This window comes from Cryobacterium sp. M25 (assembly GCF_002929635.1).
GTDB lineage: Bacteria > Actinomycetota > Actinomycetes > Actinomycetales > Microbacteriaceae > Cryobacterium > Cryobacterium sandaracinum.
Window position 1 is genome coordinate 1 of sequence record NZ_PJJU01000050.1, and the last position, 14,195, is coordinate 14,195.

Genomic DNA, 14,195 nt, shown 5'->3' on the forward strand with positions numbered 1-14,195 from the left:
GCCATCAACATCAGTGTCATTCGCCGGAACATCAACCGTACGGGCCACCCCAGAAGTCGCCGCAAACGGCCCATCATCAACGGCGACCGGCGGAGACTGGACCACCGGGTTCGTGGCGGTGACGGACTTGGTATACGTGCCGAGATCGGAGTTGTAGTGGTACGAGGAGCCCGAATAGTCGTAGATGTTTGCATTGACAAGACCGGTCCCTGGAGCTTTTACCAAGGCCGTGACCGTGACCACGATCGAGTTGCCGCCTGCCTTGCCCGTCCCTAGACAGGACCTGTAGGACCCACTTGTCGTAACCGGGTCCCATGTGCACGCGTTGGCGTAGAAACCGGCGGTCGGCGGACCGCCGGCCCCTGTTTCTGGCTGCGTATAGGTGCCAGTCACGGACAGAATTTCAAAAATGGTGCCGTCAAGTGAGGGCCCAGCGGACAGCTGCTCGTAACCCTGTGTGGCAGTCTTTCCCGTCAGCGAGTAGCTGACTGTCTGACCGACAACAACATTTGTCGGTCCTGTCACGGAGGTCACTGCGTTGCGGTATTGAGAGACGAGCTTCTCAACGTAAATCTCGCGTGTCGTCGGGGTGCTCACGGTGGTGACTCCCGGGGCCGCAGCCGAAATCGTGAAGCCACGTTTGGCGTTGTAGGCCGCCGCATTGCGTGTGATCTCGACCGTCCACCATAGCTTCGTGCACGAATTGGCAGCGATAGCGGGAACACTTTTTGTCGCAGTGCTGTCGAGATTGATGTAGGTATTGGCAGTCGTCCAATTCCATGCCACGTCAACACCGCTAACCGCCGTGCCGGTTACGTTGCATACCTTGGCACCAACCGAAAACTGGTTGGGCCCTGACGTAACACTGTTGCTGTCCAACCCGACGACGTTCCACTCGGTGGGGGTGATCGTTAGCGAATTAGTAGCAGCAGAAGCGGGTGAAACGCACACAGCGAGAATAATGGCGCTCAGGGCCGTGATCGCACCAACGCGAAATTTGACAGGAATCAAGACAGGTGCCTTTAGCTAGTCGGGTTTCTCGAAGGTGCAAGTTTCTCCGAGCAAGACCATGCCGCCGCTAGGTGTCGGTGGCGAGATCTTGAAGATCCTGTCAATGAGGGTCCGGACTGTACATACCCCAGTTAGGGACTGTGCGGAGGCCGGATTGAGCCAAACACATCGCATCCGACGAGACCGGTGGAACACCGCTACGGGCCCGACGGTCTCGGTATGGGCCACATACTGCCCGAGGGGGGCGATTCGCTTAGCATTTAAGACAATCCGACGCGCGTGAACAGGGGCAAACTTGAACCAACCTCCGAGCGATCTCAAGACTTTTTTCGACCGGGTCGATTGGATGCGCAACTTCAGCAAGCCGTCCGAGCCCGAGTACCGGAATCCGTTCGACCCTGCAGAATTGGACCATGACCCTGCTCCCCCGAAGCACCCCCGAAGCCGAGGGAATCTCCTCCACCGCCATTCTCGATTTCGTCGCCGCGGCGGAGCAACTGCTCGAGAGCCTGCACAGCCTGATGGTCGTTCGACACGGTCGCGTCATTGCGGAGGGCTGGTGGTATCCCTTTGCGGCGCAGCATCCGCACCTCATGTTCTCGGTGAGCAAGAGCTTCACCTCGACCGCCGTCGGGCTCGCCATCGGCGAGGGCCGGCTCACGCTCGACGACCTCGTCGTCGACCTGCTACCAGACGACCTGCCCAAGCAGATCGACCCGCACCTGGCCGCGCTGACCGTGCGCCATCTGCTCACCATGACCACGGGGCATCCGACCGACACCGTGTCGCTCGCCGACGACTCGCACGGCGACAACTGGGCGCGCACCATCCTGGCCCAGCCTCTAGAGTTCGCGCCGGGCACCCACTACGTCTACAACAGCGGCGCGAGCTACCTGCTCTCGGCGATCCTGCAGCGGCTCACCGGAGAGCGCCTGTTCGACTACCTCACCCCGCGACTGTTCGACCCGCTCGGCATCGTCGGCGCCACGTGGGAGTCCTGCCCGCGCGGCATCGACGCCGGCGGCTGGGGGCTCTCCCTCACGACCGAGCAGCTCGCGACCTTCGGCCAGTTGCTGCTGCAACGCGGCGAGTGGAACGGCACGCGACTCGTTCCGGCGGAGTGGATCGACGAGGCCACCTCGCTGCAGGTGGACACATCAGGCACCGATCACGACGTCGACGGGCGTCAGGGCTACGGCTACCAGTTCTGGCGGAACCGGCCGACCGGTTACCGCGCGGACGGAGCGTTCGGTCAGTTCTGCCTCGTGCTTCCAGAAACGGATGCCGTGGTCGTGCTGACCGCGGCGCTCCCGACCGCGCAGCGCGCCCTCGACCTCGTCTGGGAGCACCTGCTGCCCGCATTCAGCGACCAGCCGCTCCCCGAAGTGTCGTCCGGTCTCGCCGGAACGCTGGCGGGCCTCACCCTGCCGATCGTCATCGGCGAGCCCACGTCACCGACTGCGCCGCGGGTGGCGGGCATCCGCTTCAACTTCGACGATCCGGAGGTGACCGCGGTAACTTTCGAGTCGGGACTGCTCACGATCACCCGGGGCGGCGTGGGCCGGCGGCTAGCCTTCGGCCACGGCGAATGGGTGGCATCCGCCGATGCCCGGGTACTGGCGAGCGGCGCGTGGGTCTCCCCCAGCACTCTGGTCGTGCGGGCGCACAACGTGGGCACGCCATTCTCGCGCGCGTACACGCTCGAGTTTCGGGATGACGCGTTGACCCTGGATGTCGATCAGAGCGTCGCGTTCGGGGAGCTTCCGCGGACTCACCTAGTCAGCCGGTAGCTGCTCAGATCCCCGTGGTTCCGTGCCAGAACGTGCCTCGCATGATGGCGATCGCGAGGAGACACGGCCAACTACACGGCGTTCGGTATGAATCCGCGCAGATAGGCGCGAAGGGCTGGATCACAGACATAAACGATTTTGTCGCGGACTAAAATTTCGTCCATGCCGCAAACCTAGCGGTGTCGAGTTCCATCGGACTTTGGCGGCGGATGCGAGGCCTTCCAGTGAAGCCTTGCTGCTGGCGAACTTCAGCCTGCCCACAATCGCCACTAATGGGTTCCGGGGCCCGGAAGCCCCGGCGCGCTGGCCCGGAACGACCCGGCCGCTACCCCTCGATCCCGAGCTTCGCGGATCCGCCAACCACATCCCGGTCCCCCAGCGGCTGCGTCGGCCGCGCATTCTGACTGTGCGCTCCTTCGAGCGTGCCGAGCTGCTCCGCCGACATCGAGATCGGCGTGCTCATCACGACCCACTGCACATCCTCGGTGCACGGCGGAGTGGTCAGGCTGCCCGAGTACTCGTAGTTGTCCAGCGTCCGCGGCAGCACGGCCGCGATATCCATTGTCACGTCCTCGTCGTCAGCCAAATGCGTGGCCGCGTCGATGAACGGCGCCAGGACGCCGGATGTTTGCCCCTCGGTCACGAGGATGCCCAGAACCAGTGGCTTGCCTGCCGCATCCGCGTGCATCAGGTGCAGCTCGGCCGCCGCCGGCTGGCCGTTCACGGTGTGCTCCGACGGCACGTGGGCGTGCATCTGCTGCAGACTGTACTCGTCGCCGGCGATAGTCAGGGTCTCGCCCTCGCCATCGGCCTCGAACTCCACCGCGTGTCCGGTGTCGAACACATCGGCCTCCGCGTCCTCCGCGCTCAGCTGGATGACCGAGCTCGGTGCGGGCACGGTCGCCGGCAGATCGATCGGGGATTGGGCGGTGCCCACGCCGCAGGCCGCGAAGCCGAGGTCCAGCTCCGCCCACGATGCCGGGCCGCTCGCGCCGTCGTACGACCAGTGCACCGGCTCCGCCACCGGTGGCTTGCTCGACTCCGTCGAGGGCTGGGCGCAGCCGACAAGGGTGATGGCGGCCACCGTGAGAGCGGATGTGATGAGCCAGGGTCGTGCGGACGTGGGACCTCCTGGAAAACGGCATAGAAAAACGCCACACCGAACATGTGGCGTGACCACTCTTGTGACAGAGCCGCCTTCCCGAATTATCCTCTCGCTGCACCCGGTCTACGGTCATCGCCGATCCCCTGCAGTGCGAAAGCACCTCGCCTGAAATCCCCGCGCCCCTGCCGGACATCCCTCAGTATGAGAGTTGTGACCGACACCGAGCGCGAGAAGCGGATGCGTAACCTCGTCGTGCTCGTCGTCGACCCTGTGCGCCGCTATTTGCACCGCCGCACCGACGCCGCGACGGCCGACGACGTGATCGGCGACACCCTGCTGGTGTGCTGGCGCCGCCTCGACGAGGTGCCCGACGACGCACTCCCCTGGGCGATCGTCGTGGCTCGACAGTGCCTCAGCAACGCTCAACGCGCCGAGCGTCGGCGCATCCGTCTCATCGGCCGCATCATTGCCATCGACCCGCCGCCGGCCGCTGCGGACGAGAACCCCGCAGCATCCACCGTCGATGGCGCCGCCGAGACGGCCCGCGTGACCACCGCCCTCGCCGGCCTGCGTCGAAACGACGCGGAGATCCTGCGGCTGTGGGCATGGGACGAGCTGAAGAGCCCGCAGATTGCCGTCGTGCTCGGCATCAGCGCGAACGCAGCGGCGATCCGCCTGCACCGTGCGAAGGCGCGCCTCAGGCAGGAGCTACTGAAATCCGGCGACCCGACCGGACATGTACCGTACGACGAAGGGAGCGAAGATGCACGACGATGACCGTGCGCTGCGCGATCAGCTGCGTGCCGCCGATCCGGCCCGCACGCTGCCCCCTGCCTCGCCGACATGGCTCGACCACAGAATGGAGCAGCTCATGACCGACCAATCCCCTATCACCACGACCGTCACCCCCACGGCGCCGCGACGCGCCTTGCGGCGGTGGATGCCGGTGGTCGGCATCGCCTCCGGCCTCGCCATCGCCGCCGCAATCGTCGTGCCCCTCGTCGTCGGCGGCCCGGAGCCCACCGTCGAGGCGTTGCAGCCTCCCCTGGGCGGAGGCCTCGCGAGCGGCAGCTGCCTCGGGCTCGAGCCAGCGACCGTCGCGGCGCAGGAGCAGGCGTTCGCCGCGACGGTGCTGCAGATCCAGGGCGACACCGTTCTGCTGGAGGTCAGGGAGCGCTTCGCTGGCGACGTCGCCGACCACGTGGAGGTAACGCAGGTCGACGCGCTGACCTCCGACTTCTCGGGCGTGCCCTTCGTGGTCGGCCAGAGCTACCTCGTCGGCGCAGTCGATGGAACGATCACCGGCTGCGGCGTCACCGGGGCCGACAGCGCCGAGCTCCGCGCGGTCTACGACGCGGCGTTCCCTGGCTGATCCACGCCCGCGAGAGCGGATGACGGGACCGGTGCCGGAATCGTCACATCTGGTTTCGGACCCCGCGGCGGTCAGTGCGACCGATGTGGCGCGCCCCGGAAGAGAACGAGTTTGCCGGATGCGATCGTGACTCACTGCTGCGCCGGGATAATCTCCTGGCCGATCAATAACCGCGTCAGACCGACCGGTCGGTTTCCGTGTAGGCTGGACCCATGGATCGTCGGTCACTTATTCTCAGCGCAGCCCGAAACCTCACTCTCGAGCGCGGTGTTGTGCCGTCCTTGAACAGCACCGCGAGTGCTGCGGGGGTGTCGAAGGGCGGACTGATCCATCATTTTCCTTCGCGCGCGGCTCTTGTTCAGGGCTTGGCCATCGGGGCGTTGGAGGAGCTCGACGTAGCGATGCTTGCGGCGTCGATGGAGGGCCGGGCGGCGGAAGCCTGGCTCAGGCTTTCCGTGCCGACGGGTGATGATGTGGCTCTGTTCCGAGCTTTAGCGGTCGCGCACAGGGCGGTCGAGTCGCCGGGTGATGACGTCGCTACCGCCGCGCAGGAAGCCGGCTCTCGGTGGGAGGCCATGATTCAGAAGGAAACGGGCGACGTCACACACGCACGGGTGATCCGCCTCGTCGGTGACGGACTCGCAGCCAACGTGATCGCCGGCATCGAGCCTGCCCCCACCCCCGCACAACTCGACGCACTCCTCGACGCCCTGATCCCTCGACCCGGTGGTGCGTCAAGACAATGAGTGGAGCGCTACTGGGCGCGATTGCCGGCCTAGCGGCCCTCGACGCCTTCAATCCGGCGACCATCGTCGCCGTCACACTCATCCTGCTTGTTGCACCCAGTCGGCCCGGACTAACGGCACTGGTGACCATTCTCGGCGCGGCCACAACCGTGTTCGTGGCGGGTGCAGCACTGTTTCTCGGCGCTAGCGCAGCCGCAGGCGCCGTCGGCGGCATTGTGCTCGCGCTGCGCTATGTCGCCTTCGGGGCAGCGGGAGCCGCGGTGGTTATCGCTGGCGTTCGACGCTTCCGAACCCGACCCTGCAAAGCCATCGAACTGCCCGCCTGGTTCACCCCGTGGACTGCTTTCCCTTTCGGTGCACTACTCACCGCCGCCGATCTGCCCAACGCGTTCCCCTACTTCATCGCTATCGAAAGGCTCCTCGACGCGCAAGCCAGCACAGGTGAAGCGCTCCTAGTGCTCGCCGGGTATACGGTCATCTACTGCTTACCCTGCCTAGTGCTCCTAGTCATCGGCCTGCTCTCTCGCCAACGAACCCATGCGCTCCTGGCCCGCATCACCAACAGACTCGGAACCGGAGACGTCCCAGCGTCACATCCGTCGGCGATCGCGCTCATGACCCTTGGTCTCTTCGTCGGGACCCTGCCTCTCTGGGCTCTCAGCTAACATCGACCGCCCTTCTCTCTGGGTCTTCATCCTGTCTGGCCATTCGCGACTCATGGGTCTACTACCTCCTCGGTAGCTTCATCGAAGTGGTACTTCTCATCGCCATTGCCGTAACCGCATGGAAGTGGCCGCCGACTCAAGTCGCATACTCACCGACGTAGGCAACCAACGCGACGAGCCCGCGTCACGATCCCACGGACATCCACTCGCGGGAGCAACGATGCCGGGTGCACTGTGCTTGCTGCGCCAATTCCATGAGCGCGGTTGATGTTGCCGGAGATGGGCACTAAGTTGTGGATTCCCTGAATTTAACCATCGTCTTCACGCTTTTCTCCAGTCCAGCCAGTCCATATTCGACCTCACTCCCAACAAAGGGGATGTCCCTTGGATTCATTGAGAAGGCTCACAACCGTCGCACTCGCGGGGTTATCCGTGTTCGCTCTGGCCTCCTGCGGAACCGGAACAGTAGTAACCCCCAACGCGTCCGACGCCAGGGCGACGTTAGCTCCAGCGGTCGCAATCGTGCCGACAACGGTCACGTCTGGCGCATTCAGTGAGACGGCGCAGGTCTCCCTTGGGAAGGACGGGGCGCTCTCTACGGCCGGCGCGGCCGGAAGCGGTGACGCGTACTTCCCCAACGCCGGCAACGGAGGGTACGACGTCCAGCACTACGACCTTGCCCTTCGCTACATGCCGCCGACGGAACCCACGGTCCTCACAGGCCGCCTCAGCGGCGTCGCGACCATCACACTCCGCGCGAAGCAGGATCTGCAGTCGCTTAACTTCGACTTACGCGGCCTCGACGTCTCGTCGGTCCGAGTGGACGGCAAGGTGGCGGCGCACGGGAAAGCGCAAGGCAAAGACAGCGCCGAGTGGTCACAGAAGCAGGACGATGCAAACCGATACTGGGAACTCACCGTTGGGCTGCGGCCGAAGCTCAAAGCAGGACAAACGACGACCATCGTCATTGAGTATGGCGGGATCACCGGGCGGCCACTAGACACCACCGGGGCCTTCTACGGGTGGGTCACCACTGCTGATGGCGCGATGGTGGTCAACGAGCCCGATGGAGCGGCGACCTGGTACCCCGTGAACGACGACCCGGAAGACAAGGCAACTTACAGGTTCCGCATCACGGTGCCGGCCGGTAAGACAGCTGTGGCGAACGGGCTGCCCGCCGGGGCGCCCAAGACGAAGGCCGGCTGGACAACATGGACGTGGCGGGCATCCGACCCGATGTCCAGCTACCTGTCGACGGCAAGCGTAGGCGACTACGCCTTGTCCCGCGACGTAAGTCCGGACGGTCTGCCGATCATCAATGCGATCGACGATGGAGTGACGGGCGCGCCCCTTGCAGAAACGGCGGCGGCACTCGCGCTGCAGCCCCAGATGATCACCTTTCTGGAGGCCCAATTCGGGCGATACCCGTTCGAGTCGTTCGGCGCCATTGTCGACGACGACTCGGTCGACTACGCCCTGGAGACTCAGACCCGCCCGGTGTACTCCGAGGTCGCGGACGAAAACACAGTGGTGCACGAACTGGGGCACCAGTGGTTCGGCAACTCTGTGACCCCGTCTGATTGGAAGGACATCTGGCTGAACGAAGGCTGGGCGACCTATATCGAGTGGCTGTGGGCAGAACATCAGGGCACCGCATCAATTTCCAATCAGTTCGCCGACACGGTGGCATACCTGGACGCAAACGACGGCTGGGCACTCAACATCGCAGACCCGGGTCGCGACAGCCTCTTCGCGAATCCGGTCTATCTGCGGGGCGCGGCTACCCTGTACGTATTGCGCGCGAAGATCGGTGACGACGCGTTCTTCGCCGGCGCCCGCTTGTGGCTGACTGAGTACAACGACTCGAATGCGACCACTGCGGACTTCGAAGCCGTAATGGAAGAGAGCTCAGGCCAGCAACTCCAGACTTTCTTCGACGACTGGTTGCGCGAAGGCGACCGCCCGGCAATGCCCTAGCCACCAGCGCAGTCCCCGGCAAGGAGAACCCGAAGGTTCACGGCACGGTGTGCCCCGAGCAATCGAGCCCGACTGACTTCATGCGCCCGGACAAGGTGAAACACACAGCGTTCGAGACCATCCGACGCAGGTGAAAACAGAAAAACAGCCGGAGCTACGGCGCTGAAGAAGAACTCGCAGCCACAAAAAACCGCAAGATCCACTCAAACCAGAAATCGTTCCTGAGAAGCCTCAGGTGCGATTTCTTTATATTTTGACCGGATCGTTTCGTAAAGAGTTTCGCGAACGGCCCTTTGGTGGGCTGTCTACGAAAGCCAGCAGGGCGCGGATAGTGCGTGTGACCGCGGGACTCGTATTCCTCCGCAGGCCTTGCTCTTTTCCTCCACCCCGTCAACGCCTACCCAAAACAGGGCCAATAGTGCCGACAGTTTCAAGCGGTCAATGCAAGGGTGTGTTTTCGGTCGGCGTTGACACGATTGGTGATTCGAGGCCGGGACCGTCGGTTCAAGCTAGTGTCAGGCACGATTCATCTGCTGCCGACAAGATCGCACTTTTCCGATCGCTCTTCGTTGGAAGAGAAGATGTCTACGCGACCCGGTGGACGAGCAGCAAGACCGGAAAAAGCGGATGGAGCCCCGCGGTGCGCGGCGGCTACTACACCGACGGCGTCACGACCGCCGATCTTCTCCCACTGTCCGATGAGGTCATCGAACGACATCTGGTGGGAAGCCGCACCGGCGCGGAGGGCCTGCACGCCGGTCTCTACCCGATGCTGAACGACGACACCTGCCGGTTGTTGGTGTGCGACTTCGACGACGGAACCTGGAAGGCGGATGCCGCCGCATACGCACAGGCGTGTTCTCGCCATGGCGTGAGCGCGGCCACCGAGATCTCCCGTTCGGGCGAGGGCGCCCACGTCTGGATCTTCTTTGCCCAAGCCATATCAGCCCACAATGCTCGGAATCTGGGGCTGGCTCTGCTCCGGGAGGCCATGTCGTTCCGAAGCGGCATGAGCCTCACGAGCTACGACCGCCTATTCCCATCTCAAGACCTCTTGCCTCACCGTTCTCCCGGGAGAATGCGGCTCGGAAACCTGATTGCCTTGCCCCTGCAGGGTTCATGCCGGCGCCGTGGGACAACGGTCTTCGTCGATTCCGTCACGTGGATGCCATTCGAGGACCAATTCGCTTTCCTCTCAGGCGTTGTGCCGCTCGATGCCGAGTCGATGGCCGAGGCTGTCAGCACGCTCCAGCCCCTGCGCACCGGTCCAGTCGACGCCAAGACAGGTCCGCATAAGCCCTCGAGGAACGCGGGGTCCGCTCCCGGCCCTGAGGCAACAGCCATCGCCTCGGTGCCAGCCACCGTCCTGGTAACCGTCAGCTCAGTGGTTTCGATTCCCACTCTCGGCTTGCCAGCAGTACTCGTCACGGATCTCAAGCACGCGGCGTCGCTGACAAACCCCGAGTTCTATCGCAGACAGGCGCAGCGATTCAGTACATTCGGCACACCGCGGTTCGTGTATTGCTTTGAACACGACGAATCAACACTTCGCCTCCCCCGTGGTCTTCTAGATTCGGTCACACAGCTGATGGCGACAGCCGGGATCACGATCGACGTCGTTTGGGATATCCCGACCTCGGAGTCCATCGACCTTACTTTTCGAGGCCAGTTGACGGCCGCCCAACGCGAAGCCGTGGATGTTCTGAACCGGTACGACACGGGTGTACTGGTTGCACCACCAGGCTCGGGAAAGACGGTCATCGCCTGCGCTCTCATCGCCGAACGCGGCCTGCCAACGGCGGTCATCGTCAATCGCGCAGAACTCGTCGAACAGTGGCGCGAGCGTCTCGGCCAGTTCCTTGACGTTGATCCCCGCCAGATCGGGCAGCTGGGCAACGGTAGGCGCAAACGTACCCACGTCATCGACATTGTCATGCTGCAGAGCATTGCCCACCGCGCGGCGGATCCGACAATCCTGAATCGCTACGGGTTGATTATTGTCGATGAATGCCATTCCCTGGGCGCGGCGGCAACTGAGGCCGCCGTGCGACAGGTCGCCGTGAGGCAATGGGTCGGCCTGACCGCGACGCCGTTCCGTGCCGACCAAATGGACGACATCATCACGATGCAGTGCGGGCCCATTCGTCACACGATCGAAGACACGGCGCTCTTCGAACAAGAAGTGGTCGTGCATAAGACAACGTTCAGGTCCAGCGCAGCAGACGCGACCAGCACCGAAATTCAGGCCGTCTACACCGAACTCGCAGACGATGTCGAGCGCAACCAGCGCATAGCGGCAGACGTGCTCGCCGCGTATCGAGCGGGACGGAACTGCCTCGTTCTCTCGACCCGAGTTGAACATGTCGCTCGGCTCGCGGAGCTCTTGGAAATGGAAGCCGCTACGGTCTTCGTCCTGCACGGGAAGCTGGCCCCCAAGGAGCGGCGCCGGATCCGGACCGAAATGTCCGACCGGGACCCCTCCGATCCGTTCATTCTCGTGGCGATCGACAAGATCGCCGGCGAAGGCTTTGACCTGCCCAGCCTCGACACTCTCTTTCTCGCCGTTCCGATGGCGTTCAAAGGCCGGATCGTGCAACAAATCGGTCGCATCTCCCGCGCCTCCCGCCCCGCGACAACAAAGCCCGGACCTGCCACGTCACAGGTGCACGACTACTGGGACGCCGAGGTACCGGTGTTTGATCGAATGTTCCGCAAACGCCAGCGTGTCATCGCGAAGCTCGGCTTCACCGCGTCGGGCGAGGCCGACGCTAGGCCCCTGGCATCGGCCTCGCGACGAGTGCCCTGATGAGCGCAGCCAGTATTGCCGATCTGTGCGGAGTCGCCTTCACGGATACGCTTGATCGGCAATTCTTTCCAGTAGCGCTTGCCGAGGTTGGTCTTCCGGCAGCGTCAGGCCTTCACATCTCCGCGCCATCCGCCGTCGGAGGTTCCCTTCGCCTCGATGAACTCCTTAAAGTTCGTGAGGTCTTTCTTAATGGCGTGATCGTCGATACCGAGAGCGGCCCCAGCCTTCTCAAGCAGCCCTGTCGCCTCCCAATCAAGCTGTACCGTCACCCGTGTCTCGTTCGCGGCCAACTTATGGAACGTGACAACTCCCGCGTGGTCAACCTGGCCGCCGGTGCTGTTCCAGGCAACACGCTCGTCAGGGTGCTGCTCAGTTATCCGAGCCTCAAACTCGCGCTCCACGCCACCGACTTTAACCTTCCACTCGGTGAGAGTGTCGGTCACCTGCGTGACGGATTCAACAAAACTGAGAAACTTTGGAAACTCCTCGAATTTTGTCCACTGGTTGTACGCGACGGTAACGGGAACGTTGACGTCGACAGTCTCGATGGCGTTGGGCATGATGACCTCCTAATGCGAATTCGACGGATGAAATAGTTTCTGCAATCCCATTCACAGTACCGAAGGCTAATCCAAGGTCAACCCGGGTAAGGAAAAACTCGCGGGAACGAGAAGGTTCCTGTGCGCGGAACCTCAGCAGCGTGCACAAGCGATGGGACGGGCTGAACGACGGGTGAGGGAGACTCTTCAGAATCTCTCTCGGTCCCAGGGCGAAGAGCGACCAAAATACACTTCAGATCGATGACGATCGCGGCCGTGGGGCTGAGCGACGTCGCCCCGGCACCCAACTCTTGCATGCCGTGCAGAATCGCCTCGGCTGCCGCTACGGCGGCATCAAGGGGTGCACTATCACGCGGGCCGTCGTTCGTGGCACGCAAGGTTTCTGCGACCGCGTGCAGGGCATCGCTGAGAACCGGAGGCAGTCCGGGCGGCAGCTCAAGGGGAATCGGTTTACCCCAGATCATGCCCGCAAAAACCTCGGTCAGGTTGCGCACGTGAAAGGTGACGTTCTCCAGGGCCGCGAGGTCCTCATAGTCAACAACAAGATTTCTGCGCCGCGTCGGTGAGTGCGCTGCCCCTGGTCGCCCAGAGTTCACGCTCGGGAGGCCAACTCTCGACCAAGGCCACGCCGATATCGCTGAGGTGCGTGGCGAGGGTGCTTCAAAAACTGGTCAACCGCTCGACCTCCGCCCACACCAAGCCATCGCATGCCTCCGATAAGGGAGCCGAGGCCGATGACCAGCGAGATCGTCCAAACGCTGGGCTCGCTCAGGATGAGCACGGCCCCGGCGAGGGCGATTCCGAAGGCCAGCCCAGCGAGGGTTTGTAAAGCGCTGCGGAGCGAACGCATGAGGGTTGGGTGCATGCTCAGAAGTGCGCCCAGCGGCGCGTAGTAGCGCAATTCCTGAGCCTCTCCAGGGAGGAAAGGGGACAGTGTCCAGGCAATCGCCACAGCGTCAGAGATCTTGATGACCTGGAGAAATCGCGGAGGTTGGAGACGACGACGAACCGACGCCACCGTCTCATGCCGCTGCATCTCTTGCGCTGCTCATTCAAAAAATTATTTCGCGTGACGTTGAGAGCAGACCAACTTCTGAGATGCTCTGAACGCTCGTTCGCGCGTTGTTCGCCAGGAATGCATACGATAACTAAGTGACTTTGCCGAATGGATTTCATCTAGCGAACCGAGAGTTCTTTGCCCGCGAGGTGCTCAATGTCGCACCCGAAATTCTCGGCTGCATCCTTCAACGCACCGATGACGACGGAATTGTGACCATTCGAATTACCGAGGTCGAGGCGTACGCGGGTGAACGCGACCCCGGCGCACACGCCTATCGGGGCAAGACGAATCGGAACAAGACAATGTTTGGTCCCGCCGGGCACCTCTACTGCTACTTCACCTATGGAATGCACCACTCGCTGAACCTCGTCGCCGGACAACCAGGACATCCATACGGTTGTCTCATCAGGGCGGGAGACGTGATGGGAGGTGCCGCCATTGCCCGCAGCCGTCGAGAAAGCAAACCACGAAAAGTTCCTCTTCCCAGTAGCAGTTTGGCGCGGGGCCCTGGCTGCGTTGCCCAAACCTTCGGGGCAACCCTGGCAAACGACGGTGACGATCTTTTTGGCGGACAGTGGAAGTTTTTCGTTCCGGATGATGGCCTGGTGTTACCCCACCGAACCGGACCACGCGTTGGCGTCAGCGGCCCCGGCGGCAATGCGACGAATTTCCCCTGGCGATACTGGTTAGCTGATGCGGCATCCGTCTCAACCTACAAACCAGGCCGCCCGTAACCGTGGCGCTGAGACGCATTGCTGGGTGCCCACCGTTTCCGCGAACGTCGCCATCTGATCCGTGGTCGTTTTCCAAGACTGCCGACAGTCACAGAGGTGCTCACGCTCGCCGTTTGTATCCATTGGTGGCCGCGGGTGGTTATATTTTTGTCAGGGCCTCGCCCTTATGCATCGCCACGTGGTCGGTCGTGTCACTCGTGATCTCGTACTGCGGATCATCGGGACTGCAGCGGTGAGTGTGCCCTTTGTATTCCACGTCTATCGTATGAATTTTCGCGATGGTGCCGTGCACATGGCCGGCCTCGGAGTTCCAGCGCACGTGATCGCCGACTGAGTATTTTTTTGTCATTGGTATGCCTTCCACTGCCA

The 14,195-nt window shown here is 62.9% G+C and carries 14 protein-coding genes; 8 read left to right on the plus strand and 6 right to left on the minus strand.

Annotated elements, in window-relative coordinates:
- Positions 1-1,011 (minus strand): hypothetical protein (locus tag CXY81_RS16060; RefSeq protein WP_199183013.1); only part of this gene is annotated, 1,011 nt, incomplete at its 3' end.
- A gap of 413 nt (positions 1,012-1,424) precedes the next feature.
- Here CXY81_RS16060 and CXY81_RS07540 point away from each other — a divergent pair.
- Entirely contained in the window at positions 1,425-2,801 is a 1,377-nt protein-coding gene (locus CXY81_RS07540; protein ID WP_104194464.1) for a serine hydrolase, read from the plus strand.
- A 325-nt stretch (positions 2,802-3,126) separates the two neighbouring features.
- Here CXY81_RS07540 and CXY81_RS07545 read toward each other — a convergent pair whose 3' ends face one another.
- On the minus strand, positions 3,127-3,885 hold the full coding sequence (locus CXY81_RS07545; protein WP_158252026.1) for a carbonic anhydrase: 759 nt from the start codon (positions 3,883-3,885) through the stop codon (positions 3,127-3,129).
- A gap of 231 nt (positions 3,886-4,116) precedes the next feature.
- Between CXY81_RS07545 and CXY81_RS07550 the strand changes: the two genes are divergently transcribed.
- From CXY81_RS07550 to CXY81_RS07575, 6 genes are all read left to right on the plus strand, one after another.
- On the plus strand, positions 4,117-4,683 hold the full coding sequence (locus CXY81_RS07550) for an RNA polymerase sigma factor (protein ID WP_104194466.1): 567 nt from the start codon (positions 4,117-4,119) through the stop codon (positions 4,681-4,683).
- Positions 4,670-5,278 carry a hypothetical protein gene (locus CXY81_RS07555; RefSeq protein ID WP_104194467.1) on the plus strand — a complete coding sequence of 203 codons (609 nt, stop codon included), beginning with the start codon at positions 4,670-4,672 and terminating at the stop codon, positions 5,276-5,278. Before CXY81_RS07550 ends, CXY81_RS07555 begins: the two co-directional genes overlap by 14 nt.
- Before the next feature lie 212 nt (positions 5,279-5,490).
- On the plus strand, positions 5,491-6,024 hold the full coding sequence (locus CXY81_RS07560; protein WP_104194468.1) for a TetR/AcrR family transcriptional regulator: 534 nt from the start codon (positions 5,491-5,493) through the stop codon (positions 6,022-6,024).
- A complete protein-coding gene (locus CXY81_RS07565) occupies positions 6,021-6,689 on the plus strand; it encodes a GAP family protein (protein WP_104194469.1) in 669 nt (222 codons plus the stop codon). The genes CXY81_RS07560 and CXY81_RS07565 overlap by 4 nt, the downstream gene beginning before the upstream one ends.
- Positions 6,690-7,211: 522 nt before the next feature.
- The gene (locus CXY81_RS07570; protein ID WP_233194049.1) at positions 7,212-8,666 is read left to right on the plus strand and encodes a M1 family metallopeptidase; all 1,455 of its coding nucleotides are present in this window, start codon (positions 7,212-7,214) and stop codon (positions 8,664-8,666) included.
- 640 nt (positions 8,667-9,306) lie between these two features.
- On the plus strand, positions 9,307-11,472 hold the full coding sequence (locus CXY81_RS07575; RefSeq protein ID WP_104194470.1) for a DEAD/DEAH box helicase: 2,166 nt from the start codon (positions 9,307-9,309) through the stop codon (positions 11,470-11,472).
- A gap of 104 nt (positions 11,473-11,576) precedes the next feature.
- Here the strand turns inward: CXY81_RS07575 and CXY81_RS07580 are convergent, their stop codons facing one another.
- The 3 genes from CXY81_RS07580 to CXY81_RS17470 all read right to left on the minus strand — a co-directional run bounded on the left by CXY81_RS07580 (position 11,577) and on the right by CXY81_RS17470 (position 13,068).
- Positions 11,577-12,032: an SRPBCC family protein gene (locus tag CXY81_RS07580; RefSeq protein WP_104194471.1), complete on the minus strand. Its 456-nt coding sequence runs from the start codon at positions 12,030-12,032 to the stop codon at positions 11,577-11,579.
- 77 nt (positions 12,033-12,109) lie between these two features.
- Entirely contained in the window at positions 12,110-12,526 is a 417-nt protein-coding gene (locus CXY81_RS16065) for a hypothetical protein (protein ID WP_146067647.1), read from the minus strand.
- A gap of 98 nt (positions 12,527-12,624) precedes the next feature.
- Positions 12,625-13,068, minus strand: coding sequence for an FUSC family protein (locus CXY81_RS17470; RefSeq protein WP_104194472.1), 444 nt, complete (start codon positions 13,066-13,068; stop codon positions 12,625-12,627).
- Positions 13,069-13,184: 116 nt separating this feature from the next.
- Here CXY81_RS17470 and CXY81_RS07595 point away from each other — a divergent pair, with 116 nt between their 5' ends.
- Positions 13,185-13,826, plus strand: a complete 642-nt coding sequence (locus CXY81_RS07595; RefSeq protein ID WP_104194473.1) for a DNA-3-methyladenine glycosylase — start codon at positions 13,185-13,187, stop codon at positions 13,824-13,826.
- 139 nt (positions 13,827-13,965) lie between these two features.
- Here the strand turns inward: CXY81_RS07595 and CXY81_RS07600 are convergent, their stop codons facing one another.
- A complete protein-coding gene (locus CXY81_RS07600; protein WP_104171222.1) occupies positions 13,966-14,175 on the minus strand; it encodes a DUF2945 domain-containing protein in 210 nt (69 codons plus the stop codon).
- Between the last annotated feature and the right edge of the window lie 20 nt (positions 14,176-14,195).